The 23245-nt window shown below is 76.1% G+C and carries 25 protein-coding genes; 17 read left to right on the top strand and 8 right to left on the bottom strand.

All coding sequences use genetic code 11. The annotated features are described in order from the left end of the window. Positions 1-80: 80 nt before the first annotated feature. Positions 81-449: a VOC family protein gene (locus AB0O09_RS23875; RefSeq protein WP_363544222.1), complete on the top strand. Its 369-nt coding sequence runs from the start codon at positions 81-83 to the stop codon at positions 447-449. A gap of 105 nt (positions 450-554) precedes the next feature. Here AB0O09_RS23875 and AB0O09_RS23870 read toward each other — a convergent pair whose 3' ends face one another. Further along, entirely contained in the window at positions 555-1103 is a 549-nt protein-coding gene (locus AB0O09_RS23870; RefSeq protein WP_363544220.1) for an LURP-one-related family protein, read from the bottom strand. Between the two features lie 576 nt (positions 1104-1679). On the opposite strand from AB0O09_RS23870, the gene AB0O09_RS23865 reads away from it, so the two are divergent. Beyond that, positions 1680-1889 (top strand): ferredoxin, encoded by a 210-nt coding sequence (locus AB0O09_RS23865; RefSeq protein ID WP_363544218.1) that lies wholly within the window; start codon positions 1680-1682, stop codon positions 1887-1889. A gap of 28 nt (positions 1890-1917) precedes the next feature. Continuing rightward, entirely contained in the window at positions 1918-3177 is a 1260-nt protein-coding gene (locus tag AB0O09_RS23860; protein ID WP_363544216.1) for a cytochrome P450, read from the top strand. A gap of 19 nt (positions 3178-3196) precedes the next feature. Here AB0O09_RS23860 and AB0O09_RS23855 read toward each other — a convergent pair whose 3' ends face one another. Continuing rightward, a complete protein-coding gene (locus tag AB0O09_RS23855) occupies positions 3197-3430 on the bottom strand; it encodes a TetR/AcrR family transcriptional regulator C-terminal ligand-binding domain-containing protein (protein WP_363544263.1) in 234 nt (77 codons plus the stop codon). A gap of 36 nt (positions 3431-3466) precedes the next feature. Between AB0O09_RS23855 and AB0O09_RS23850 the strand changes: the two genes are divergently transcribed. The 5 genes from AB0O09_RS23850 to AB0O09_RS23830 all read left to right on the top strand — a co-directional run bounded on the left by AB0O09_RS23850 (position 3467) and on the right by AB0O09_RS23830 (position 7156). Continuing rightward, positions 3467-4213, top strand: a complete 747-nt coding sequence (locus AB0O09_RS23850; protein ID WP_363544215.1) for a GntR family transcriptional regulator — start codon at positions 3467-3469, stop codon at positions 4211-4213. After that, the gene (locus AB0O09_RS23845) at positions 4210-5043 is read left to right on the top strand and encodes a sterol desaturase family protein (RefSeq protein ID WP_363544213.1); all 834 of its coding nucleotides are present in this window, start codon (positions 4210-4212) and stop codon (positions 5041-5043) included. Before AB0O09_RS23850 ends, AB0O09_RS23845 begins: the two co-directional genes overlap by 4 nt. Positions 5044-5169: 126 nt before the next feature. Then, complete coding sequence (locus tag AB0O09_RS23840; protein WP_363544211.1) at positions 5170-5688, top strand: cupin domain-containing protein; 519 nt, start codon at positions 5170-5172, stop codon at positions 5686-5688. Beyond that, the gene (locus AB0O09_RS23835; RefSeq protein WP_363544209.1) at positions 5685-6086 is read left to right on the top strand and encodes a VOC family protein; all 402 of its coding nucleotides are present in this window, start codon (positions 5685-5687) and stop codon (positions 6084-6086) included. The genes AB0O09_RS23840 and AB0O09_RS23835 overlap by 4 nt, the downstream gene beginning before the upstream one ends. Positions 6087-6532: 446 nt before the next feature. Continuing rightward, complete coding sequence (locus tag AB0O09_RS23830; RefSeq protein ID WP_363544207.1) at positions 6533-7156, top strand: hypothetical protein; 624 nt, start codon at positions 6533-6535, stop codon at positions 7154-7156. Between the two features lie 60 nt (positions 7157-7216). Here AB0O09_RS23830 and AB0O09_RS23825 read toward each other — a convergent pair whose 3' ends face one another. Beyond that, entirely contained in the window at positions 7217-7822 is a 606-nt protein-coding gene (locus AB0O09_RS23825) for an XRE family transcriptional regulator (protein WP_344627631.1), read from the bottom strand. Positions 7823-7902: 80 nt separating this feature from the next. Here AB0O09_RS23825 and AB0O09_RS23820 point away from each other — a divergent pair, with 80 nt between their 5' ends. The 6 genes from AB0O09_RS23820 (at position 7903) to AB0O09_RS23795 (ending at position 14229) form a co-directional block, all read left to right on the top strand. Beyond that, positions 7903-8658 (top strand): class I SAM-dependent methyltransferase, encoded by a 756-nt coding sequence (locus AB0O09_RS23820; RefSeq protein WP_363544206.1) that lies wholly within the window; start codon positions 7903-7905, stop codon positions 8656-8658. After that, on the top strand, positions 8655-10121 hold the full coding sequence (locus tag AB0O09_RS23815; RefSeq protein WP_363544204.1) for an MFS transporter: 1467 nt from the start codon (positions 8655-8657) through the stop codon (positions 10119-10121). Before AB0O09_RS23820 ends, AB0O09_RS23815 begins: the two co-directional genes overlap by 4 nt. 133 nt (positions 10122-10254) lie before the next feature. Next, positions 10255-10623 carry a BlaI/MecI/CopY family transcriptional regulator gene (locus AB0O09_RS23810; RefSeq protein ID WP_363544203.1) on the top strand — a complete coding sequence of 123 codons (369 nt, stop codon included), beginning with the start codon at positions 10255-10257 and terminating at the stop codon, positions 10621-10623. 300 nt (positions 10624-10923) lie between these two features. Beyond that, positions 10924-11940: an NlpC/P60 family protein gene (locus AB0O09_RS23805; RefSeq protein ID WP_363544201.1), complete on the top strand. Its 1017-nt coding sequence runs from the start codon at positions 10924-10926 to the stop codon at positions 11938-11940. Positions 11941-12127: 187 nt separating this feature from the next. Beyond that, positions 12128-13402, top strand: a complete 1275-nt coding sequence (locus AB0O09_RS23800; protein WP_363544200.1) for a lytic transglycosylase domain-containing protein — start codon at positions 12128-12130, stop codon at positions 13400-13402. Positions 13403-13842: 440 nt separating this feature from the next. Then, positions 13843-14229 (top strand): three-helix bundle dimerization domain-containing protein, encoded by a 387-nt coding sequence (locus tag AB0O09_RS23795; protein ID WP_363544198.1) that lies wholly within the window; start codon positions 13843-13845, stop codon positions 14227-14229. Positions 14230-14255: 26 nt separating this feature from the next. Here AB0O09_RS23795 and AB0O09_RS23790 read toward each other — a convergent pair whose 3' ends face one another. Further along, a complete protein-coding gene (locus AB0O09_RS23790) occupies positions 14256-14852 on the bottom strand; it encodes a TetR/AcrR family transcriptional regulator (protein WP_363544197.1) in 597 nt (198 codons plus the stop codon). Positions 14853-14951: 99 nt separating this feature from the next. On the opposite strand from AB0O09_RS23790, the gene AB0O09_RS23785 reads away from it, so the two are divergent. Together AB0O09_RS23785 and AB0O09_RS23780 are read left to right on the top strand one after the other, a co-directional pair. Further along, positions 14952-15773: an NAD(P)H-binding protein gene (locus AB0O09_RS23785; RefSeq protein ID WP_363544195.1), complete on the top strand. Its 822-nt coding sequence runs from the start codon at positions 14952-14954 to the stop codon at positions 15771-15773. Positions 15774-16002: 229 nt separating this feature from the next. After that, on the top strand, positions 16003-16959 hold the full coding sequence (locus AB0O09_RS23780; protein ID WP_363544193.1) for an alpha/beta hydrolase: 957 nt from the start codon (positions 16003-16005) through the stop codon (positions 16957-16959). A 109-nt stretch (positions 16960-17068) separates the two neighbouring features. Here AB0O09_RS23780 and AB0O09_RS23775 read toward each other — a convergent pair whose 3' ends face one another. After that, positions 17069-17761: a helix-turn-helix domain-containing protein gene (locus tag AB0O09_RS23775; protein WP_363544191.1), complete on the bottom strand. Its 693-nt coding sequence runs from the start codon at positions 17759-17761 to the stop codon at positions 17069-17071. A gap of 523 nt (positions 17762-18284) precedes the next feature. Between AB0O09_RS23775 and AB0O09_RS23770 the strand changes: the two genes are divergently transcribed. Continuing rightward, positions 18285-19640, top strand: coding sequence for a PHB depolymerase family esterase (locus AB0O09_RS23770; RefSeq protein WP_363544189.1), 1356 nt, complete (start codon positions 18285-18287; stop codon positions 19638-19640). 107 nt (positions 19641-19747) lie between these two features. Here AB0O09_RS23770 and AB0O09_RS23765 read toward each other — a convergent pair whose 3' ends face one another. The 3 genes from AB0O09_RS23765 to AB0O09_RS23755 form a co-directional block, all read right to left on the bottom strand. Then, positions 19748-22153 (bottom strand): SpoIIE family protein phosphatase, encoded by a 2406-nt coding sequence (locus AB0O09_RS23765; protein ID WP_363544187.1) that lies wholly within the window; start codon positions 22151-22153, stop codon positions 19748-19750. A gap of 141 nt (positions 22154-22294) precedes the next feature. Continuing rightward, on the bottom strand, positions 22295-22459 hold the full coding sequence (locus tag AB0O09_RS23760; protein WP_363544186.1) for a hypothetical protein: 165 nt from the start codon (positions 22457-22459) through the stop codon (positions 22295-22297). 64 nt (positions 22460-22523) lie between these two features. Continuing rightward, positions 22524-23231 carry an N-acyl homoserine lactonase family protein gene (locus AB0O09_RS23755; protein WP_363544185.1) on the bottom strand — a complete coding sequence of 236 codons (708 nt, stop codon included), beginning with the start codon at positions 23229-23231 and terminating at the stop codon, positions 22524-22526. Positions 23232-23245 lie beyond the last annotated feature (14 nt).

Raw genomic sequence — 23245 nt, 5'->3', positions numbered from 1 at the left:
GCGGCCGGGACGGACCGCCCGCGCTGCGAGGATGCGGGTGGGCGCGGTCCCGCGCCCCGATCCGGGAGCGAGGACGGCGCATGGGCAGCGGGGTCGGCGGCATCAGCGGGGCGCACGTCGTCCTGTACAGCCAGGACGCCGAGGCCGACCGGGCCTTCGTCCGGGACGTCCTCGGGTTCCCCGGGGTCGACGCGGGCGGCGGCTGGCTGATCTTCGGACTGCCGCCGGCCGAGCTCGCCGTCCACCCCACCGAGGGCGGGGCCTCGCACGAGCTGTACCTGATGTGCGAGGACCTCGACGCCCTGCTCGGCGAACTCCGCGCCCGCGGTGTCGGGATCGCCCGCGAGCCGAGCGACCGGGGCTGGGGCCGGCTCGCCGCGATCCGCCTCCCGAGCGGCGCGGAACTCGCGGTGTACGAGCCGCGGCACCCCACGGCCCACGGTCGCTGACCGCCTCCTCCCGGCGCCGCGGGACGGCGGGAATCCTGCCGCACGGCCCCCGGCGGGAACCCCGCCGCGCCGCCGGACGGCGGGCGTCCCGCCGAGGTGCCGGTCTCAGTCGCCCGGGTGGGCCATGGAGTCGATGGCCACGGCCGCCGCCAGGACGGTGGTGTGGTCGGCGTCCGGGCCGATGTCCACGGCGTAGGTGTCGCGGACCCGGAACCACTTCTTCGAGACCTCGGCGATCTTGTAGCCGTCGCGCTCGATGGTGTACTCGTGGTCGACCACGTTGCCGTCCACGGTGAGGTCGTCGCCGTCCTCCTGCTTGATCGTCCACCGGTCGCGGACGGGGCTGATCACGGCCTTCTTGACCACGGCGACCCGGTGCCCCTCGGCGTCGTCGATCGCCATCGAGTCCTTGATCCGCAGCGGCCGGCTCTGCACGGTCGCGACCCGGTGGCCCTGCCCGTCCTCCAGGTGGAAGGTGCGGCGGGCGCGGAGCGCCTTGCCGTCGACCTTGTACACGTGGTCACCGGACTCGTCGTCGATCCAGTAGTCGTCGCCGATCGACACCAGTTTCTGCTGCATGCGGTACCGGGTCACGCCGTCGCCGTGGTCGAAGGCGCGGTTGGCCTCCCGGCGTTCCCGTCGTTCCTGGAACATCGTGCCGTCCTTTCCGGCCCCGCCGCCGGGCGCGGCGGCGGGCGAGGATCCGTCCTTCAAGTATGGGACGGCCGCCGCGCGGGGCCACCGGCAGAGCTCGTGCGAGAAGACCGACACGCCGATCCGGTCGACCTGCCGTCGCCGGGGTGGAGCTGCGCCTACTCGCCGCGCACCGGGTGGACGTAGCCGAGGTCGGCCCGGTGCCTCCGGCCGTCGATCAGCGAGCGGATCCGGGCGAAAGCGCCCTTGTACGAGGTGCGGCTCGCGTCGGTGCAGCGGGTCGAATACCGGCGTCAACCGTCGGACGAACATGCGTGGATCGGTGCAGGTGAATGGGCCGGGAGCGAAACCCAGGAAGGCCGTCCGCGCTGGCCGGCCGTGCTGTTGCGATCGATCCGGGAACGAAACATCGGGCGGAACTCCCGGCCGGTTTCCGGCCCCGGCCGAGGGCGGCCGAAACCGGGCGCCCGGAATCGGACACGTTCGCGGAAGTTCTCCGGGTACGTACTCACGGCGGTGGTCGGCGTGTTATCGGTTGACCTAGGCAACCGTTCCCGCTGCCGTTGGAGGCGCGCGATGCAGGTGACCGTCGATCAGGACCGCTGCTGCGGCTCGGGCCAGTGCGTGCTGACCGCGCCCGGGGTCTTCGACCAGTCCGACGAGGACGGGCTCGTCCGGCTCGTCCGCCCCGGGCCGGCCGAGGAGCAGCGCGCGGCCGTCCGGCTCGCCGCCGCGCTCTGCCCCGGGAGTGCCATCACCGTGCTCGACACCGCGCTCGACGAGTGACCACCCACCCCCACGCGGAAGGACCGGCATGACCACCACCCCGACCGAATCCGCCCGTTCCGCCTCCGACACGCCCTCCGCCCGTTCCGCCCCCGACACGCGCTCCGCCCGGCCGGCGCTGCCCGCCGACCGGGGCGGCTGCCCGTTCGCCCCGCCGCCCGCCTACCGGGAGGCCCACCGCACCGCCCCCGTCACCCGCGCCGGACTGTGGGACGGCTCCGACTGCTGGCTGGTCACCGGTCACGCCGAGGTCCGTACGGTGCTCTCGGACAACCGCTTCTCGGCCGACGCCCGGCACCCGGGCTTCCCGTTCCTCTCCCCCGGCCGGCGCGAGCTGGTGAACCGGGCCACCCCGTCGTTCCTGCGCCTCGACGGCGCCGAGCACGCCCGCCAACGGCGCATGCTCACCGGCGACTTCATCGTCAAGCGGGTCGAGGCGATGCGCCCGCGGATCCAGCGGATCGTCGACGACGCGCTGGACCGGATGATCGCCGGGGGCTCCCCCGCCGATCTGGTCGCCGCGTTCGCGCTGCCCGTGCCCTCGCTGGTCATCTGCGACCTGCTCGGCGTGCCCTACGAGGACCACGGATTCTTCCAGGGCCGCAGCGGTGTCCTGCTGGACATCGCCGCACCCGCCGAGCGCGTCGGTGCCGCGCAGCGCGAACTCACCGACTACCTCACCGAACTGACCGGCCGCAAGCGGCGCGAGCCCGACGACAGCCTGCTCGGCCGGCTCGCCGCCCGCCCCGACGTCTCCCCCGAGGAGGCGGCGGCGACCGGCCTGCTGCTGCTGGTCGCCGGCCACGAGACGACGGCCAACATGACGGCGCTCGGCACCCTCGCCCTGCTGCGCCACCCGGAGCAGGCGGCCCGGCTGCGGGCCGAACCGGCCCTGGTCAAGGGGGCGGTCGAGGAGCTGCTGCGCTGGCTGAGCGTGGTCCACCTCGGCGTCCCGCGGGTGGCGGTCGAGGACGTCGACCTGGGCGGCACCCTCGTCCGGGCCGGCGAGGGCGTGCTCTGCATGATCTCGACCGCCAACCGGGACGCGGCGGTCTTCCCCGACGGCGACCGCCTCGACCTGGACCGGGACGCCCGCCGGCACTTCGCGTTCGGCTTCGGCGTCCACCAGTGCCTGGGGCAGCCGCTGGCCCGGGCGGAGCTGCAGATCGCCCTGGAGACGCTGTTCCGCCGCCTGCCGGGGCTGCGGCTGGCCGTGCCGTACGAGTCGGTCCGCTACCGCGCCGACATGGTGGTGTACGGGGTGCACGAGCTGCCGGTCGCCTGGTAGCCGCCCGCCCGGGCAGGGCTCAGGCGGTGGCAGCGGTCAGGTGGGCTGCGAGGGTGTCGGCCGCGGCGTCGTCCAGGGGTGCGTGGCCGACCAGCAGCCGGTACCAGAGGAAGCCGTAGCCGAGTTCGACCAGCACCTCCGGGTCGGTGCCGGGACGCAGCATTCCGCGGGCGGCGGCGCGACGCTCGCCACCGGCCGCTGACCGTCCGCCGCGGGCGGCCGCCGGCTCCGGACATTCAACTGGTCCAACCAGTTGACCAGTGGTCGGGGCGGGTGCATGCTGACGGCCATGACGGAGCGGACCATCCAGCGGGAAGCGGTCTCGGACCAGCTGTTCTCGCTGCTGGAGGAGCGGATTCTGAACGGCGTGCTGCCGCCCGGCGGCGCGCTGACGGCCGAGCGGGAGTTGGCGGCGGAGTTCGGGGTCAATCGGCACGCGGTGCGCGAGGCGGTCAAGCGCCTGCAGCAGGCCCGGCTGGTGGAGGTGAGCCAGGGCGGGCGCACCCGCGTCCTGGACTGGCGCGCCTCGGCCGGACTGGACCTGGTGCTGCAGGCGTCCGCCGGGTCCCGGGTGCCGCCCGCACTCGCCGGACTGCAGCGCGACGCCCTGGAGATGCGGGCCTGCATCGGCGCGGACGCCGCCCGGCTGTGCGCCGAACGCTGCTCGCCCGCCCAGGCGGCGGAGATCACCGCGGCGGCGGCCGCCTTCGGGCGGATCGGTCCGGACCTGGCCGCGCTGGGCGCCGCGGACATCGCCTGGTGGCGGCTGATCGTCACCGGCTCCGGCAACCTCGCCTACCTGCTGGCGTTCAACAGCCTGGTGGGCGGCGCGCTGCCGGTCGGCGAAGTGCCCCCGGCGCACCGCGCCGACGAGCTGCTGGACGTGACGGCCCATCTGCGTCTCGCCGAGCTGATCGCCGCCGGTGACGCCGCGGCCGCCGAACGGGCGGCCCGGGAACTGCTCTCGCGCGCCGTGCCGTCCCCCGCCGCGGAGCCGGCGCCGTCCGCCGCGGCAGGACGGGAGGCGGCCGGATGATCCCCGCGGTGGTCTACGCGATACCCGCGTTCGTCCTGCTGGTCGCCGTCGAGGCGCTGTCGTACCGCTTCCTGCCCGACGACGAGGAGTACGGCTACGAGGCCCGCGACACCGCCACCTCGCTGTCGATGGGCGCCGGCAGCCAGGTGGTCGGCCTGCCGTGGAAGGTCTTCGCGGTCCTGGCGTACACCGGGGTGTACACCCTCGCGCCCTGGCACCCCTCCCCCTCGTCGGCCTGGACCTGGCTGCTCCTCCTCCTCGCCGACGACCTGGCGTACTACGCCTTCCACCGGGCGCACCACCGGGTGCGGGTGCTGTGGGCGAGCCACGTGGTGCACCACTCCAGCGTCCGGTACAACCTCTCGACGGCGCTGCGGCAGAGCTGGACGCCGATGACCTCGCTGCCGTTCTGGCTGCCGCTGGCGGCGCTCGGCATCCCGCCGTGGATGATCCTGCTGCAGCAGTCGATCAGCCTGATCTACCAGTTCTTCCTGCACACCGAGCGGGTGGACCGGCTCTGGCGGCCCGTCGAGCTGGTCTTCAACACCCCGTCGCACCACCGGGTGCACCACGGCTCCAACCAGGTGTACCTGGACCGCAACTACGGCGGCATCCTGATCGTCTGGGACCGGCTGTTCGGCAGCTTCGAGCCCGAGGGCGAGCGGGTGGTCTACGGACTGACGAAGAACATCACCACCCACAACCCGTTCCGGGTGGCCTTCCACGAGTACGCGGCCGTCTGGCGGGACGTCAGGTCGGCGGCCCGCTGGCGGGACCGCGCCGGCCACCTCTTCGGCCCGCCCGGCTGGTCCCCGAAGCCCGAGACCTGAGCCGCGGCCGCGTCGAGCGGTGCTGCGCAGGCGGGGCACACGACCGCCGCGGGCCGCGATTGGCCCAGGATCACGGCACTGAATTGCCCCGCCCAGGCGGGCCTTTGCCTCGATACAGTGATCATCATGACGACGGATCAGAACACCGGCACCGCCCGCGACGTGCTCGAACCCGTGCTCACCCGGTGCGCCGAGGCCGAGACCTGCGCGGACCCGAGCAGCGTGATGACGCTGCTCGCCGACTCCTCCCGCACCGGGGGCGGGTTCACCAGCTATCGCTCCGGCTTCGCCAAGGGGGCGGCGGGCGCACCGGCGCACTTCCACACCAAGGCGTGGGAACTCTTCTTCGTGATCAGCGGGTCCCTCCAGGTGCTGGTCGGCGAGGAGGTGAGCGTCCTCGGCGCGGGCGACTTCCTCGCGGTGCCGCCGCACACCCCGCACGCCTTCGCCGCCGCCCCCGGCGAGGAGGCGGACGTGCTGTTCGTGTTCACCCCCGGCATGGGGCGCTTCGACTACCTGCGGCTGCTCGGCAGGGTGATGCGCGGCGAGGCGGACCCGGCCGAGATCGCGGCCTCCTCGGAGCGGTACGACAACCACTACGTGGACAGCCCGGTCTGGCGTGCGGCCCTGGAGCGGTCGGCATGATCGAGCCCTCCGTCCGCATCCGGATCGCCCGCCCGTCCCTCGACCTCGCCGCCGCCGAACGGTTCTGGGTCGGCGGGCTCGGCATGGCCGTGCTGTGGCGCACCACCGAGCACGTGGCGGGCGAGCACGACCTGCTCATGGTCGGCCTGCCCGGCGCCGACTGGCACCTGGAGCTCACCCGCGACCCCGATCGGCCGGTCGCGCCCGTGCCGACCGCCGACGACCTGCTCGTCCTCTACCTCGGCACCCCGGTGGACGAGGCCCTGGTCGACCGGCTGACCGCCCACGGCGGCACCCGGGTCCCGGCACACAACCCGTACTGGGACGAGTACGGGGTGACGGTCGCCGATCCGGACGGCTACCGCCTCGTGCTGTGCACCCGCACCTGGACGGTCTGACGCCCGCGGATCCGACGGGCGGCCGATCCGGGGCACGGTCGCCGGGCGCGGCCACCGGGTGCAGCCACCGGGTGCGACAGCCCGGGTGCGCGGAGGGCGACCGTCGGCAGCGCCGGCGTGGGTGGCGGTCGCCACTGCGCGTCACCGCCGGCAGCGCCCGAGCGACGGTGGTCGCCGCCGTCGGCCGACGCGCCACGGGCCCAGGAGGCCGGATCCACCGCGGGGCTGACGCTCGGTGACCTCGGCCACGGAGGTCCGGAGTGGCGGACGGTGACCTGGTTGCCCGGCCCCGGCCGGGCGCTCAGGATGGAGGGAGGACCGGTCGTCCCTTCCCTCCGGCCGGCCCCGGACGTCGGCCGCACGCAGCCCGTCCCCGGGCCGCCGGAGGGCATCGGCCGGCAGGCGCGTACCGCCCGGAGGGCGCAGCCATGTGCGAGGAATCCGTTGTGCCCGCGGCCGGGACGGACGCCGTCCCCGCCGCGCCGCCGGGTGGGGACGCCCGGTACCGCCGGGGCCTGCTGACGCCGGTGGCACCGGCCCGGCGGTTCGGTGCCGAGGAGGCCGGGCCGGGGCTGACCGCGGCCGACCGCGGCCGGGCGGCCGAACTCGCCCTCGCCGACCCGGAGGTGCGGCGCAGCATCGAGGGCGGCCGGTACCGGGTGCTGGGGGTGCACACCACGGCGGCCGGGCGGCACCGGGGGGATCCGCTGGTGGTCGTCTACAACTACACGGACGGCGCGGCAGTGGAGGCCACCGTCGACCTCGCCGCGGGACGGGTGCTGGAGGTGGCGACCGGTCGCCGGCCGCCGGCCCTGGCGGAGGCGGAGCAGCGCCTGGCCCGGGACCTCGTCCGCGACAGCCGGCTGCTGGCGGCCGCCGGGGTGGACATCGACGCCGGCGCCGGCCGGGTGCTGGCCGAGGTCGACCTGCACAGCCCGCGCTACCGGCACCGGCTGGTGGACCTCCGGTTCGGTCCGGCCGACCGGCGGCTGCCGTCGGCCTTCGCGATCGTCGACCTGTCGGACGAGAGCGTCCTCACCACCGGCCTGATCTCCTCGCGCGGCGGGTGACTGCCGCAGCGGGTGACGGCCCGGCCGGGCTGCACCGGAAGCGGAGTCGCCCTCGGCGGCTCAGTGGGCGGACCCGTCCGCGGCGGTGCGGTGGGGCCGCGCGCGGACGTGCATCCGCTCGCCCTGCCGGCCGAGGATGCTGAGGAGTTCGACCGGGTGCTCGCCGGTGCTGCCGAACCAGTGCGGCAGCCGCGTGTCGAACTCGGCGGCCTCCCCGGTGCCGAGGACGGTGTCGCGGTCCCCGATCACCAGGCGCAGCCGTCCGGAGAGCACGTAGAGCCACTCGTAGCCCTCGTGGACCCGCAGTTCCGGTTCGCTCTGGGCGGCGGGCACGATCACCTTCCAGGCCTGCAGCGAGCCGGGCTGCCGGGTGAGCGGCAGCACCGTCCGGCCGTTGACCTGGCGGGGTCTGAGCCGGACCCGGGGGTCGCCGGTCTCCGGGGCGCCGACCAGCTCGTCCAGGGCCACGCGGTGGGCCTGGGCGATCGGCAGCAGCAGTTCCAGGCTGGGCCGGCGCTGCCCGGACTCCAGGCGGGACAGCGTGCTCTTGGAGATGCCGGTGGCCTCGGCCAGGCCGGCGAGGGAGATGCCGCGCCGGGTTCGCAGGAGTCTGAGCCGGGGGCCGACCTCGGCGAGGGCGGCGGCGACGGCCGGGGTGTGGTCCATGGGGCCCATTCCACCGCGGACGTCCCGGAAACGGCAACGATCGTTGCCGGTCCGGCACGGTCGGCGCCAGTCTCGGCCGCATGGACGAACACGAACACGGCATCGGGAACACCGGCGGACCCGCCGGGACGGACGCGGACTTCGGACGGGAGGCGTGGGAGGAGCGGTACCGCACCCGCACCTCGCTCTGGAGCGGACTCCCCAATCCGCAACTGGTCGCCGAGGCCGCCGGGCTGGCCCCCGGGCGGGCGCTGGACGCCGGCTGCGGCGAGGGCGCCGACGCGCTCTGGCTCGCCGGCCGGGGCTGGCGGGTTACCGCCACGGACCTCGCCGCCACCGCACTGGAGCGGGCCGCCGCCCGGGCTGCGGCCGCCGGCCCGCAGGTCGCCGACCGGATCACCTGGATCCGCGCCGACCTCGGCGAACGGCCGCCCGCGGGCGGGGGGTTCGACCTGGTCACCGCGCAGTACCTGCACGTGCCGGCCGCGGCCCGGCCGGCCCTGTTCGCGGGTCTCGCCGCCGCGGTGGCGCCCGGCGGGACACTGCTGATCACCGGTCACCACCCGCGCGACCTGGCGGGCGGCGGCGGCCCTCGGCTGCTCCCGGAGATGCTCTTCACCCCCGAGGAGGCCGCCGCCGCCCTCGATCCGGCCGACTGGCGGGTGCGGACGGCGCAGACCCGACCGCGCCCCGCCGAGGACCGTGCGGGTCGGCCCGTCACGGTGCACGACGCCGTCGTGGTCGCCGTCCGCCGCGCGTCCGCCCCCGCCTCCCCGTCCGCCCTCGCTGCGCCGTCCGCCCCCGCTGCGCCGGCCGGAGAGGAGGCCGCCCGGTGAAGCCCTCGACCGCGGCCACCACCGCCCGGGCGACCGCGCCCGCACCGGCGCCGTCCTCCGTCCGCTGGACGCTGGCCGCGCTCTCGCTGTCGATGCTGCTGCCCTCGCTCGGCATCAGCATCGCCAATGTCGCCCTGCCGACGCTGTCCGTGGCGTTCTCGGCGCCGTTCGCGGCGGTGCAGTGGGTCGTGCTGGCCTTCCTGCTGGCGACCACCACCACGATCGTCGGCGCCGGTCGGCTCGGTGACGTCGTCGGCCGCCGCCGGCTGCTGCTCGGCGGCATCGTGCTCTTCACCGTGGCGTCGCTGCTGTGCGGCGCGGCGCCCGCGCTCTGGCTGTTGATCGCCGCCCGGGCGGCGCAGGGCCTGGGGGCCGCCGTGATGATGGCGCTCACCATGGCCTTCGTCGGCGGGACGGTGCCGAAGGAGCGGACGGGCCGCGCGATGGGGCTGCTCGGCACCATGTCGGCGGTGGGCACCGCGCTCGGCCCCTCGCTCGGCGGTCTGCTGGTCGCGGGGCCGGGATGGCGGGCGGTCTTCCTCGTCCTGGTGCCGCTCGGCGGTCTCGGCCTGCTGCTGGCACACCGTCATCTGCCGCCGGACGCCCCGGACGCCCCCGGCGGCGCGGCGTCCGCCCGACCGCGGCCGGACCGGGCGGGCACCCTGCTGCTGGCCCTGACGCTCGCCGCGTACGCGCTGGCGATGACGCTGGGACGCGGCCGGTTCGGCACGCTCGGTCTCGGCCTGCTCGCGGCGGCCGGACTGGGCGCGGTGCTCTTCGTGCTGGTGGAGCGCCGCTCGGCCGCGCCGCTGGTCCGGCCCGCGATGTTCCGGGACGGCGCCCTGCGTGCGAGCCTCGCGATGAGCGTGCTGGTGTCGACGGTGGTGATGGCGACGCTGGTGGTCGGGCCGTTCTACCTGTCCCGTGCGCTGGGCCTCCCGGCGACCGGCGTCGGGCTGGTGATGTCGGTCGGGCCGCTGGTCACCGCCGTGACCGGGGTGCCGGCCGGGCGGATCGTGGACCGGATCGGCACCCGGCGGACGACCGCGGCGGGCCTCGCGGCGATGACCGTCGGCTGTCTCGCCCTGTGCGCGGCGCCGACGGGCCTCGGCGCGCCCGGCTACCTCGCGCCCGTCGTGCTGGTGACGGTCGGCTACGCGACGTTCCAGACGGCCAACAACACCGGTGTGATGGCGGACGTCCCGCCGGACCGCCGGGGCGTGGTGTCGGGCGTGCTCAACCTGTCGCGCAACCTCGGGCTGATCACCGGCACCGCGGTGATGGGGGCCGTCTTCGCGGCCGCGGCGGGGGCGGACGACCTCGCCACCGCACGTCCGGCCGCCGTCGCCACCGGCCTGCACACGACCTTCGCGGTGGCTGCCGCGCTGGTCGCCGTCGCCCTGGTGCTCGCCCTCGCCTCCGGGCGGTCCGCCACCGGTCGCACCGCCGCCGCCCGGTCCTGACGTCCGTGTCACGGTCCCGGCCGGCCGGTCGGGGCCCGTCCCGCCGGCCGGGATTGGCGGGTGCGGCCCGGCCTGGCACTCTGTGCTGCGTTGGCGTGGCGGAGCGGGTGCGGTGAAGGGTTCCGGTGGCTCGATGCGCGGATTCGGTCAGCTGGAGACCGAGATCATGGAACGGCTGTGGTCCTGGGGCAGACCGGCGACCGTCCGCGAGGTGGTCGAGGACCTGAACGGGGTGCGGCCGGTGGCGTACACGACCGTCAACACGGTCGCCGACATCCTGTTCCGCAAGGGCTACCTGCACCGCGCCAAGCAGGGCCGGGCCTGGGTGTACGAGCCGGTGCGCTCGCACGAGGCCCACACCGCCGAGGTGATGCGCGAGGTGCTCGGCGGGGCCGCGGACCCGCGGGCCGCCCTGATGCTGTTCGTCGACGGCATCGACGAGGACCAGGCCGCCGCGCTGCGCGAGGCCCTGGCCGACCGGGCGCCCGACGACCGCCCGTGACGGCCTCGCGCTCCCCGCCGGGCCGGACCGCGTGCCGTGGCTGATCGACACTCACATCAGCCCGTCCGCACCATCCCTGATCGCCTGTCAGGTCGCGGCGGTGGCGCCGCCGCCGTTGCCGCTGGTCATCGGCCACGTCGCCTGATCCGCCGTCAGTGATTCCGGGGGCGGGTTGCCAACACCCCACCCCGGCCTACTAAGTTACTTCGCACATGCGCGGTCGGCGGCCGCCGCCGCACAGCCGACGACGGCCCGCCGCATCCGCGGCGGCCCGCCCGAGCCAGGGAGTGACCGCAGACGATGGGGACCCGACGCAAGCCCGCCCAGCCCGGCCGCACCCGCATGGCACTGCTGACCACGGCCGCCGCCGGCTCCGCGCTGCTCTCCTCCGCCGGCGGCGCGCACGCCGAGCCGACGGCCGACCTGGCGACCGTCAAGGCACAGGTGGACGACCTCAACGAGCAGGCCGAGGCGTCCACCGAGAAGTACAACAAGTTCAAGGAGGAGCAGGAGCGCCTGCGGAAGGAGGCCGGCCAGCTGCAGGACCAGGTCGCCGCCGCCCAGGAGAAGATGACGGGCCTCCGCGAGCGGCTGTCGGCCGTCGCCGCCGACGAGTACCGCAGCGGCAACGTCGATCCGACCGTCGCCCTCATGCTGTCGTCCGACCCGACCAACTACCTTCAGCGGGCCTCCTCCCAGGACATCGCCGCCAGTTCGCAGAGCGACCTGCTGCGGCTGCTGCAGGACCAGCAGCGCCGCCTCGACCAGCGGCGGTCCGAGGCGACGGCGGTGCTCGCCCGGCTCGACGAGACGGACCGGGCGCTGGCCGGCGAGAAGAAGCAGGTGCAGGCCAAGCTGGGCGAGGCCACCCGGCTGCTCAACACCCTGTCGCTCGCCGACCGCGCCAAGGTCAACGCCCAGGACCCGCGGTCCTCCCGCGACTCCGCCCGCGAGACGTACACCGGCCCGGCCACCGGACGTGCCGCGGCGGCCCTCCAGTTCGCCTACGCCCAGCTCGGCAAGCCCTACGGATGGGGGGACACCGGGCCGGACAGCTTCGACTGCTCGGGGCTGACCGGCGCCGCCTGGCGGGCCGGCGGCGTCTCGCTGCCGCGGGTCTCGCAGGACCAGTGGAACGCGGGCCGGCACGTCGCCAAGAGCGACCTGCAGCCCGGCGACCTGGTGTTCTTCTCCAACCTGCAGCACGTCGGCATCTACATCGGCGGCGGCAAGATGATCCACGCACCGCGCACCGGCAAGAACATCGAGATCACCCCGATCGACTACATGCCGTACGTGGGCGCCGTGCGCCCCTGATCCGGCCGACCGTGCACCCCTGATCCGAACGGACGTGCGCCCCTGCTCCGGCCGACCGTGCGCCCCGGATCCGCCCGCCGGAGGCGGAACCCTCCGCCGGTGGACGGCCGTTGCCCGGCCGACCTGCATCGATGTCGCCCGTTGATGATGTAATACGTCAGTCATGATCATGTGGGAGGGGACAGGCGTGGGGGTCGGACGGAAGTGGGCCGGGCTGCTGCGGGCAGCGGCTGCGGCAGTGGTGATCGCGGCGGTGGCCGCACCGGGCGGACCCGTCGGGCCGGTGCCGGCCGCGGCGGTCGCGGCCGAGCAGGCGCCGGCGGGGGTGGCGGACACATCGCTGCCGATGGACGGCGGCACCCGCCGGGCCTGGGCCCAGCCGCCTGCCGCACCGGTCGTGCCCGGCGCGCCCGGCACGGGCTGGACGGCCGCGGTGACGCCGACGGGGGGTCAGGCCGCGGTTCCGGCCACGGTGTTCGCCGCCTACCGGGCCGCTGCGGCGGCCGTGGGCGTCTCCGACCCCGGCTGCCACCTTCCGTGGGAGCTGCTCGCCGCGATCGGCCGGGTCGAGTCAGGGCACGCGGACGGCGGCCGGGTCGACGCCACCGGCACCACGGCGACCCCGATCCTCGGCCCCGCGCTGGACGGCAACGGCTTCGCCGCGATCGCGGACACCGACGGCGGCGCCGTCGACGGCGACGCCCGCTGGGACCGCGCCGTCGGCCCGATGCAGTTCATCCCGTCCACCTGGGCGGTGTGGGGGGCGGACGGCAACGGCGACGGCCGCCGGGACGCCAACAACGTCCACGACGCCGCGCTCGCGGCCGGCCACTACCTCTGCGCCGGTTCGCGCGACCTCGCCGACCCGGCCCAGCTCGATGCGGCGATCCTCGGCTACAACCACTCCGCGGAGTACCTGCGGACGGTCAAGGGCTGGATGGCGAACTACCGTTCCGGCACGGTGGCCGAGGCGGACGCGCCGCTGACCGCGCTCCCGGCCCCGTCCCGTCCGGCGCACCCGCCGACACCGCGGCCGACCCCGTCGCCGACCGCGCCGCCCGCACGGCCCACGCCGTCGCCCTCGCCGACTCCCTCGCCGTGGGCGAGCCCGTCGCCGACGCCCGGGAAGCCCGGCCCCACACCGGCCGCCACGCCGACCGGCGGTGCGTCACCGAGCCCGACCGCCTGCCCGACGCTGCCCGTGCCGAGCGCCACTCCCGGCGCGACCCCCGGCGCGACTCCCGGCGCCACGGCGACCGCGACGCCGTCCGCCGGTCCGTCGCCGACCCCGGCAGCCACCGCGACCGCCGGCGCGACCGGGACCGCCACCGGGACGCCCACGCCGACGGGTTCGGCGACGGCTTCGGCCTCGCCCTCGCCGACCGCGCCGGTGCCGGGCGGCTGCCCGACGCCGACCGCCGCGGCGAGCCCCTCGGCCTCCGCCACCGCGGCGGCGCACTGATCGCACGCCCCGGCCGGTGCAGGAGACGCTGCACCGGCCGGGGCGGTACGGCAGTCCGCGTGCTGCCGACAGGATCTGCGGGCCGGGGCGTGCCAAGCTGGCACCAAGGGGTCGGCGCACCCACCGGGCGGTGCCGTCGGCGCCCCGATCCGCCCGGCCTCCGACGAAGGCTGCACCCATGAGCGACACAGGTGCCGGGGGAGCACCGCGGTCCTCGCGGCCCTGCTGGCCCGGTCCGGCCGTGCCCGCGCGACGGCCACCGGTGTCTCCGACCGTCCCGGCACGGCACGTGTCCCCCGGCCGCCCCCGCATCCCCGCGGCGGCGGTGCGCACCGCACCGGTCGTACCGCCCTGCACGGCCGCGGCCGACACCGGCCGCGCGGCGCGGACGGGACGCGGGGACCTGCCGACAGCCCCGTCCCACGCCCCGCGAGGCCGTCATGGACCCGCAGATCCCCGGTGACCCGCCAGCCGCGGCCGCCGCACCCGATCCGCAGCCGGACCCGGATCGGGAACCGGAAGCGGAGCCGGAGCCCGACCTGCCCGCCCCGAACGACCCGCCCGCCCCGAACGACGACAAGGAGCGGGCGAACCTGGCCGCGGTCGGCCGCCGGCTGCACCAGCGCTTCGACGCGACCGCGGGCACCGCGGCGGTGGACCGGGCCCTGGACGAAGCGCTCCACCGTTTCGACGGCAGCCGGATCCGCGCCTTCGTGCCCGTCCTCGCGGAACGCATCGCCGTCGACAGCCTCCGTGCCGCGCCGGCCGCGCCCTCCGCGGATCCGCGCGGCCACGTCCCGCCCGACGGCCTGCCCGACGGCGCATGAGTCCGCTCCCCCATCGGACGCGAAGCTCAGTCGGCGGGCATGGTGTCCAGCCAGCGGCGCAGCCGGTCGCCCTCCCGGGTCATGATCTCCGGGTCGCGCAGTGCGTTGGCGAGCAGAGACATGCCCTGGTAGGCGCCGACCAGCGTGACGGCCTGCCCGTGCGGGTCGGGGGCATCGAGCTGCCGGAACTGCTCGGCGGCCCAGTCGAGGAGACGGCGGATCACCCGGGCCGCGGACTCGTCCAGTCCGCCGGGCTGGCGCTTGTCGACCTCCATGGCGAGCGTCCCGGTGGGGCAGCCGTAGCGCGCGGCGGTCTCGCGCTGTTCGACCCAGGCCGCCACCAGGCCCTTGAGGCGCTCCCTCGGGTCGGGCAGCAGGTCGAGCCGGCCGGTGAGCGCCTCCAACCGTCCGGCGTGTTCGGCTAGCGCCGCCTCGACGAGCTCGTCCTTGGTCTTGAAGTAGTAGTAGACGTTGCCGACGGGCACCTCGGCGACCTGCGCGATGTCCGCGATCGAGGTGCGCTCGACGCCCCTCTCGTGCAGGACGGCAGCGGCGGCGGCGGTCAGGCGGCGACGCTTGGCGGCGGCGGCTTCGGCCCTCGACAGGCCGGGTGAGTCAGTCACCCGACTGACTATAGACAGCCCGCTCGCCGCGGGCTAGGCTCGCAGCCGTTCACCGAGTGAGTCAGTCGACTCACTTCCACATGTCACGAGGGAGACACCATGATCGTGGTCACGGGTGCCACCGGGAACGTCGGCCGGGCGCTGGTCCGGCACCTGGTCGAGGCGGGCGAGCAGGTCACCGCGGTGTCCCGCCGCCGACCCGAGGACCCGCTGCCGCCGGGCGTGCGGCACGTGGCCGCGGACCTGGCCGACCCGCCCGCCGTCCGGGCGGCCCTGGACGGGGCCGAGGCACTCTTCCTGCTGGTGGCGGGCGAGGACCCGGCCGGCCTGGTCGACCGGGCCCGGGCCGCCGGGGTGCGCAGGATCGTCCTGCTCTCCTCGCAGGGCGTCGCCACCCGGCCGGACGGCTACGCGCACGCCGCACGCTTCGAGGCCGCGGTGGCGGCCGGCGCACCGGAGTGGACGGTGCTGCGCTCCGGCGGTCTCGCGTCGAACGCCTTCGCCTGGGCCGAGCCGATCCGCACCCACCGCGCGGCCGCCGGGCCCTTCGCCGACGTCGGCCTGCCGTTCGTCGACCCCGAGGACGTCGCCGCGGTCGCCGCGGCCGTGCTGCGCGAGGACGGCCACCACGGCGCCACGTACGTCCTCACCGGGCCGGAGCCGAGCACACCCCGGAGCCGCGCGGCCGCGATCGCCGAGGCGATCGGTGCGCCGGTCGCCTTCCACGAGCAGACCGCCGAGCAGGCCCGCGCCGAGTTGGCCCGTTTCATGCCGCCACCCGTCGTCGAGGGCACCCTCGCCGTCCTCGGCACACCCACCGCCGACGAACAGCGCGTCAGCCCCGACGTCGAACGCGTCCTCGGCCGTGCACCGCAGCCCTTCGCCGCCTGGGCCCTGCGCAACGCCGCCGCCTTCCGCTGATCGCACCCACCGCCTCGTCCCGGCCCGGCCCCGCGCGGGTGTCGGGTGACGGAGGCGGATCCTCCGACGCCTGTCGGATGCCCGGTGCCGCCGGGGCGTGGGACGGTTCTTCCCGGGCGCCCGCCGGATCACGAGGGTTTCCGGCGGGCGCCGCCCGCACCGCCCGGGCCCGCACCGCGCGGTCGCCGCACGGCCCGATCCCCGTCCCCGTCCCGGAGGGAGCACCGGCATGGCCCACGCCTTCGACCCCGAGCTGGCCGCCGCGCTGGCGCTGTGGGCGCCGGTCGACATCGCGGACCTGGCCGCGGCCCGGGCCGCCCAGGCCGCCGAGTTGGCGGCCGCCCACGGGCGCGCCGACAGCACCGGGGTGAAGGTCGAGGACCTCCTCGTCCCGGGCCCGCCCGGCGCGCCGGAGGTACTGCTGCGGACCTACCGGCCGGTGGACCGCCCGGGGCCGCTGCCGGTGCTCTACACCGTGCACGGCGGCGGCTTCGTCCTCGGCTCGCCGGAGGTCGACCACGAGGAGAACCTGTCCTTCTGCCGGGAGTTGCAGGCCCTGGTCGTGTCGGTGGACTACCGGCTGGCCCCCGAGCACCCCTACCCGGCGGCCCTGGACGACTGCTGGGCCGGCCTCCGCGAACTCGTCGGGCGGGCAGCCGAGTTGGACGCCGACCCGGGCCGCCTCGCACTGCGCGGGGACAGCGCCGGCGGTGGGCTGGTCGCCGCGCTGGCGATGCTCGCCCGGGACGGCGGCGGTCCCGCCGTGCGGCTGCAGCAGCTGCACAGCCCGGCGCTGGACGACCGGTTGGCCACGCCGAGCGCCGTCGAGTACACCGACACCCCGGTGTGGAACCGGCGGAACGCCGAACTCTCCTGGGCCGCCTACCTCGGCCCCGGCCGGCCCGGTGACCGCCGGGCGGCCCCCGACCGGTTCGCCGCACCCGCCCGCGCGGCGAGGGCCGACCTGGTCGGGCTGCCGCCCGCGCACGTGACGGTGATGCAGTTCGATCCGCTGCGGGACGAGGGCATCGACTACGCCCGGGCACTGCTCGCGGCCGGCGTGCCCACCGAACTCCACCTGCTGCCGGGGACGTTCCACGGCGCCGGGATGGTGGCCCACGCCGGCGTCGTCCGCCGGGCCCGGGCCGAGGCGGTCGCCGTGCTGCGCCGGGCGCTCGGCCGGTGAACGGGCGGCACGCACCGCCCGCCTGCCGACCGCTGTCACCCGGACGGCCGGGGTCGGGCCACGACCGGTCGGCCGGCACCCGGCCCGCCGGTGCCCGTCCTGCCCGTGTTCAGTCGGCCGCGGAACGGGTGAGCCGCCAGGCGTACCAGGCGAGTTGGGCCCGGAAGCGGTCCTGCGGATCGCGCAGCCGCCAGCCGGTCTCCTCCTCGACCCTGGCCAGGCGGGCCGCCACCGAGCTGTGGTGGAGGTGGAGTTCGGCCGCGGCCTGCCGCAGCGAGCCGGTCCGGCAGAAGGCCGCGAGCGCCGCCACCGCCGGTGCGCCCTCCTCCCGTCCGGACAGGTCCTCCAGGGCCCGGACGTGCGGGCGGCTGCGCAGCCGCCCGGACGTCCGGGCCCTGGAGGACCTGTCCGGACGGGAGGTCGGCGAGCAGGGCGACGGTGCCGAGCGCCTCGTGGTCGGCGACCGCCTCGGCCGGACTGCCCGCGACGGCGAACCGCAGGGCGGCTCGGGCCTGGTGCCACGATTCGCCGGCCGCCAGCGCGTCCACCGGGCCGCCGACGCCGACCCTGGTGCCGCGCCCGTTCGACGGTGCACCCGTGTGCGGCCGCGGTCCGCCACCACGGCGGCCGCGTTCCGCCAGTGCGGCGCGCAGCAGTTCGGCCGGTGGGGTCGGACCGTCCGGACCCGGCTGCTGGAGCAGCACCGCGCCGACCGCCCCGAGCCTCGCCACCCGGACCGTCCCCGGCACGGTGCCGTACCCGAACAGCGCCGCCGCCTCCGCCCCCGCGTCCGTGCCGGCATCGCCCGCCACCGCGACCACCCGCAGCGGTCGTTCCGGCACCAGGCCGAGCAACCGCAGTGCACGGGCCCGGTCGGCCACCGCCTCCCGGCCGGAGAGCACGAGTTCCACCAGCGCCGGGTCGGCGACCTGCCACGCCCCGGTGCCACCGGCCACCACCCGGGCGGCGATCGCCATCCACTCCAGCACCAGGTCGTCCAACGGCCCTGCCGTGCCGGGGCGTTCCAGCCAGACCCGGCCCGCCGTGCCGAGTTCCGCGGCGGCGGAGGTCCGCCCGGGCGGGCCGGCCAGTTCACCGCCGTCGGCCGCGAACCGCACGGGTTCGCCCCCGGCCGGCTGCCAGCCGGCCGGGCACTCGGCGAGTCCGGCGGTGGAGCGCACCAGGGCGGCGGCGTCGAGCGCCCCCGCCGAGAGCAGCGCCTCGTAGTGCGCGATCACCCGGACGGCCGCGGCGGCATCCGGGTCCAAGGCCGACAAGCGCAGCAGCAAGCCCTTCACAGCCCGCAGTCTAGAAAGGACAGGGACATGCCCGACAGTCGTCCGCACGCCCGATCCGCCCCGCCCCTGCGGCGGTTGCGCTCACTGCCCGCCCTGCTGCTGGGGGCGGTGCTCCCGCTGCTGGCCGCCCTGCTGCTGGTGGCCCCGACCGCCGGGGCCGCCGGCCTGACCGAGGTGACCGGCTTCGGCAGCAACCCCAGCGGCCTGCGGATGTACCTGTACGTTCCGGCGAACGTGGCGCCGCGGCCCGCCGTGCTGGTCGCCGTCCACTACTGCACGGGCTCCGGTCCGGCGTTCTACTCGGGCACGGAGTTCGCCTCGCTGGCCGACCGGTACGGCTTCGTCGTGGTCTACCCGTCGGCGACCCGCAGCGGCGGCTGCTTCGACGTGTCCTCGCCGCAGGCGCTGAGGCGGGACGGCGGCAGCGACCCGGTGGGGATCCGGTCGATGGTCGGCTGGGTGCAGCAGCACTACGCGGTGGACAGCGGCCGGATCTTCGTCACCGGCGCCTCCTCCGGCGCGATGATGACCAACGTGCTGCTGGGCGACTACCCGGACGTGTTCAGCGCCGGCGCCGCGTTCATGGGCGTGCCGTTCGGCTGCTTCGCCACCACCGACGGCTCCTCGTGGAACAGCGCGTGCGCCAACGGCACGGTCGGCCGGACGGGGCCGCAGTGGGGCGACCTTGTCCGCGCCGCGGATCCCGGCTACACCGGCCCGCGGCCGCGGATGCAGCTGTGGCACGGCACCGAGGACACCACCCTGCGCTACCCGAACTTCGGCGAGGAGATCAAGCAGTGGACGGACGTGCTGGGCGTGAGCCCGGCCCCCGTCCTCACCGACCACCCGCAGAGCAGCTGGACGCGCACCCGCTACGGCAGCGCCGACACCCGGCCGCCGGTCGAGGCGGTCAGCGTGCAGGGCGCCGGCCACACCCTGCCGACGGCGGGCATGGCGGCACAGGCGATCGCCTTCTTCGGCCTGGACGCCTCCGGCCCGAGCACGCCGCCGCCCACACCGCCCAGCACTCCCCCGTCCACGCCGCCGACGACCCCGCCCACGGGTGCGGCCTGCCGGGTCGGGTTCACCGCCGACGCCTGGAACACCGGCCTGACCGCGTCCGTCACCGTCACCAACACCGGCGGGAGTACGGTGAACGGCTGGTCGCTGGCCTTCACCCTGCCCACCGGACAGACCATCACCTCCGGCTGGAACGCCGCGTACAGCCCGGCCTCGGGGGCGGTGACCGCGCGGAACGCCCCGTACGACGCGGCGATCGCACCCGGCGCCTCGGTGTCGATCGGCTACCAGGCCGCCCACACCGGCAACACCGCCGCCCCGACCGCCTTCGCCCTCAACGGCACTCCCTGCGCCCTCGGCTGACGCCGTGGGTGGCGCACCGCGGGGGGCGCGGGGGACTGCGGAGTCCCCCCGCGCCCCCCGCGGTGCGCCGTGTCCCCGGCGGACACGGCGGCCGTCCCGGCCCGCGTTCACTCCTCCAGCTGCTGCTCGGACCAGATGGTCTTGCCGGACGGCCCGTAGCGGCTGCCCCAGCGGTGGCTGAGCTGGGCGACCAGGAACAGGCCGCGGCCGCCCTCGTCGGTGGTGCGGGCGCGGCGCAGCCGGGGCTGGGTGTTGCTCGGGTCGCTGACCTCGCAGATCAGGACGGTGTCGTGGATCAGCCGCAGGCCGACCGGCCCGCCCGCGTAGCGGACGGCGTTGGTGACCAGCTCGCTGACGATCAGCTCGGTGGTGAAGGCGAGGTGGTCGAGCCCCAGGTCCGAGAGGCGGGCGGCGACGACGGCGCGGGCCTCGGCGACGCTGGCCGGGTCGGCGGGGAACTGCCACTCGGCGACGGCGTCGGTGCCGAGCGCGCGGATGCGGGCGAGCAGCAGGGCGGTGTCGTCGGAGACCGGCGCGGCGGGGCCGGTGGTCAGTTCGCGGCCGATCGCGGCGAGGCTTCCGCCGGTGGCGGCGAGCGCGGCGAGCCGGTCGGCGAGGGTGTGGACGGCGGTGTCGAGGTCGCCGCCCTGCCGGACGAGCAGGCCGTCGGTGTAGAGGGCGAGCAGCGAGCCGGGGGCCAGCTCGACGGTGGTGGTCTCGAACGGCAGGCCGCCGACGCCGAGCAGCGGGCCGGGCCGGACCGGCAGCGGGCGGGCGGTGCCGTCCGGGTCGACGACGACCGGGGGCGGGTGGCCCGCGCTGGCCAGGGTGCACTGCCGGCCGACGGGGTCGTAGAGCGCGAAGAGGCAGGTCGCGCCGATGGTGTCGCGGTGCGCCGGGTCGGCCTCGGCGGCGAGCCGGGCGACCAGTTCGTCGAGGCGGGTGAGCAGTTCGTCGGGCGACAGTTCGAGGTCGGCGAGGGTCTGGACGGCGGTGCGCAGCCGTCCCATCGTGGCGGCGGCGTGCAGTCCGTGGCCGATGACGTCGCCGACGACCAGGGCGACCCGCAGCGAGGGCAGCAGGATGGTGTCGAACCAGTCGCCGCCGATCTCGACTCCGTCGGTGGCGGGCAGGTAGCGGCCTGCCGTTTCGAGGGCGGAGGTGCGGGTCGCGGCACGCGGCAGCAGCCGCTGCTGGAGGGCGACGGCGGCGCGGTGCTCGCGGGCGTAGCGGCGGGCGTTGTCGACGCTGAGCGAGGCGTGCGCGGCGATCTCGGCGAGCAGTGCGGCGTCCGCGTCGTCGAAGGGTTCGGGCCGGTCGATCCGCCAGGCGGCGATGGTGCCGAGGACCAGTCCGCGGGCGAAGAGCGGCGCCACGGCGAGGCAGCGGGCCCGCTCGGGGACGATCAGGCGGACCAGCTCGGGTTCGGCGAGCCCCGCCAGCAGGGTCGCGCGGTCGAGGACGATCGTGCCTCCGGCCTGGAGCCGGCGGACCAGTGGGTGGTTCGGCAGCCGCGGCACGGCGTCCCCGTCGCGCAGCGCGCCGAGCGGGCCGGTGTCGCCCTCGGCGTGCATGGCGACGCGGCGCAGGTGCAGGTCGCCGCCGCCGGAGGTCTTCGGCGGCTCGTCGCCGGTGAGGACGGGCTCGGCGAGGTCCACGGTGACCAGGTCGGCGAAGGCGGGCGCCAGGACCTCGGCGATCTCCCGGGCGGTGGTGACGACGTCCAGCGAGCCGCCGATGCCGGCCACCGCGCGGTGGCGCAGTTCCAGGCGGCGGGCGGCCCGCCACTGGGCGGTGGCGTCGGTGAGCAGCGAGGCGACGCCCGCGGGCTTGCCGTTCCGGTCCTCCAGCCGTACGGCGGAGAGGAGGACGGACCACTCCTTGCCCGGGTCGGTGAGCGAGCGGACCTGCTGCTGCCGGGCGGCCCGGGGCCGGCCGGTCTCCAGGACGGTCCGCAGCTGGTTCTCGGCGCCGACGGCGTCCGGGCCGGCGATCACCTCGGCGAGGGTGCTGCCGACGGGCAGGGTGGGCATGCCCGGCAGGGTCGGCATGCCGGGGCCGGTGTTGGTCCGCTCGACCACGAGGTCGGTGCCGCGCAGCACGAATCCGATCCGGCTCTGGGCGAGGAGGGCGCGCAGCAGGGCGGCACCCTGGTCGAACTCCTGCGCGAGGTCGGTGCGGACGGCGAGGAGGAGGCGGGTCCCGGTGGCGCCGGTGTGTTCCATCGGCAGCAGGCGGCAGTGCACGGGGACGGCCTCGCCGGCCGGCCCGATCAGGTGCAGTACGCCGACGGCGGGCAGTTCGTCACCCGTGGTGACGGCGGCAGCGGGGTCGGACGGCTGCGGGGCGGCGAGCTGCTCCGCGAACGGCCGTCCGCAGGTCTGCCGGGCCGTGCGGCCGGTGAGCTCCTCCGCCGCGGCCGACCAGGCGAGAACCGTCCCCTGCGCGTCGATCACGGCCGTCACGACGTCGTCGAGGACCCCTCCGCCGTTGAGGCCTCCCGCATCGCCCATCCTGCTCCTCCACAGGTCACGGACCGCTTCCTCCAGTATGGGTATTCCCACTGCGGCGCGAGTCGGCGCACTGTTCGCGCGCCGGATCGACTACGGTCGGTGAGGGCGGGAGCGGGAGCGGTCGGGAGCGGGAGCGGCGGCTCAGGCGGTGGCCCGGGGCCGGACGCCGGTGGCGGCCAGCGGCGAGGCCCACAGCGGCAGTACGCGGGCACCGGCTGCGGGCCGGGGTGCGGGCCGGTCGGCGAGCAGCGCGGGCAGCTCGGCGGAGGTGGCGGAACGGTGGGCGGCGAGGGTGGTCGGGCTCATGTCGACGACACTATGCGTCACCACTGACAACGGACGGGGCGGGCCCGCGACCGGCCGCCCGGGGTCACCCGGCGTGTCCGGGCGGTTCCCAGACGGAGCTGTCGTGGGCGAAGAGCACGCGTCGCGGGTCGAGCTCCAGCAGCCTGTCCAGCCAGGGCCGGTGGCCCGGGAGCGGCGGCTGCACGCCGTCGAGGGCCGCCCGGCGGGCGAGGTGGTCGGAGGAGAATCCGGAGGCGAAGTCGTGCGCCTGGCCGGCGAGCACCACCGTCCCGTCGCCCTTGCGGACCACCAGCGACTGGTGGCCCTCGGTGTGCCCGGGGGTGGGGACGACGAGGAGGCCGGGCCGGATCTCGGCCTCGCCCGCGAGCTCCTCGTACCGCACCTCGGGGAAGTCGACGAGCTCGTCGACGGTGTGGCCGCCGGCGCGGGCGGCGGCCAGCTCCGCGGACTGCACCAGGATCGGCCGGCCGGGCAGCAGCGGGTTCCCGCCGCAGTGGTCGAAGTGCAGGTGACAGTTGACGACCAGGGAGACGTCCTCCGGGCGGGCGCCGACGCCTTCGAGGGCGGCCTGCAGCGGCCGCCGCCGGGGCCGGTAGTGGGCCTCGGTCTCCGGGCCGGCTGCCCCGATGCCGGTGTCGAAGAGGATCAGCTCCCCGCCGTGGCGCAGCAGGTAGGCGAGCACGGGTTCGACCCGCGGCTGCGGGCCGCCGGTCTCGGACGCGGGACGGACGATGTACCCGAGGTCGAGGCGGTGGACGACGGTGTTCTCCATCCCGCCAGCCTGGC

Origin of the sequence: Kitasatospora sp. NPDC093679, assembly GCF_040683455.1 — a bacterium.
In the GTDB taxonomy this organism is placed as follows: domain Bacteria; phylum Actinomycetota; class Actinomycetes; order Streptomycetales; family Streptomycetaceae; genus Kitasatospora; species Kitasatospora arboriphila.
This window is presented reverse-complemented; position numbering and strand designations above follow the sequence as displayed.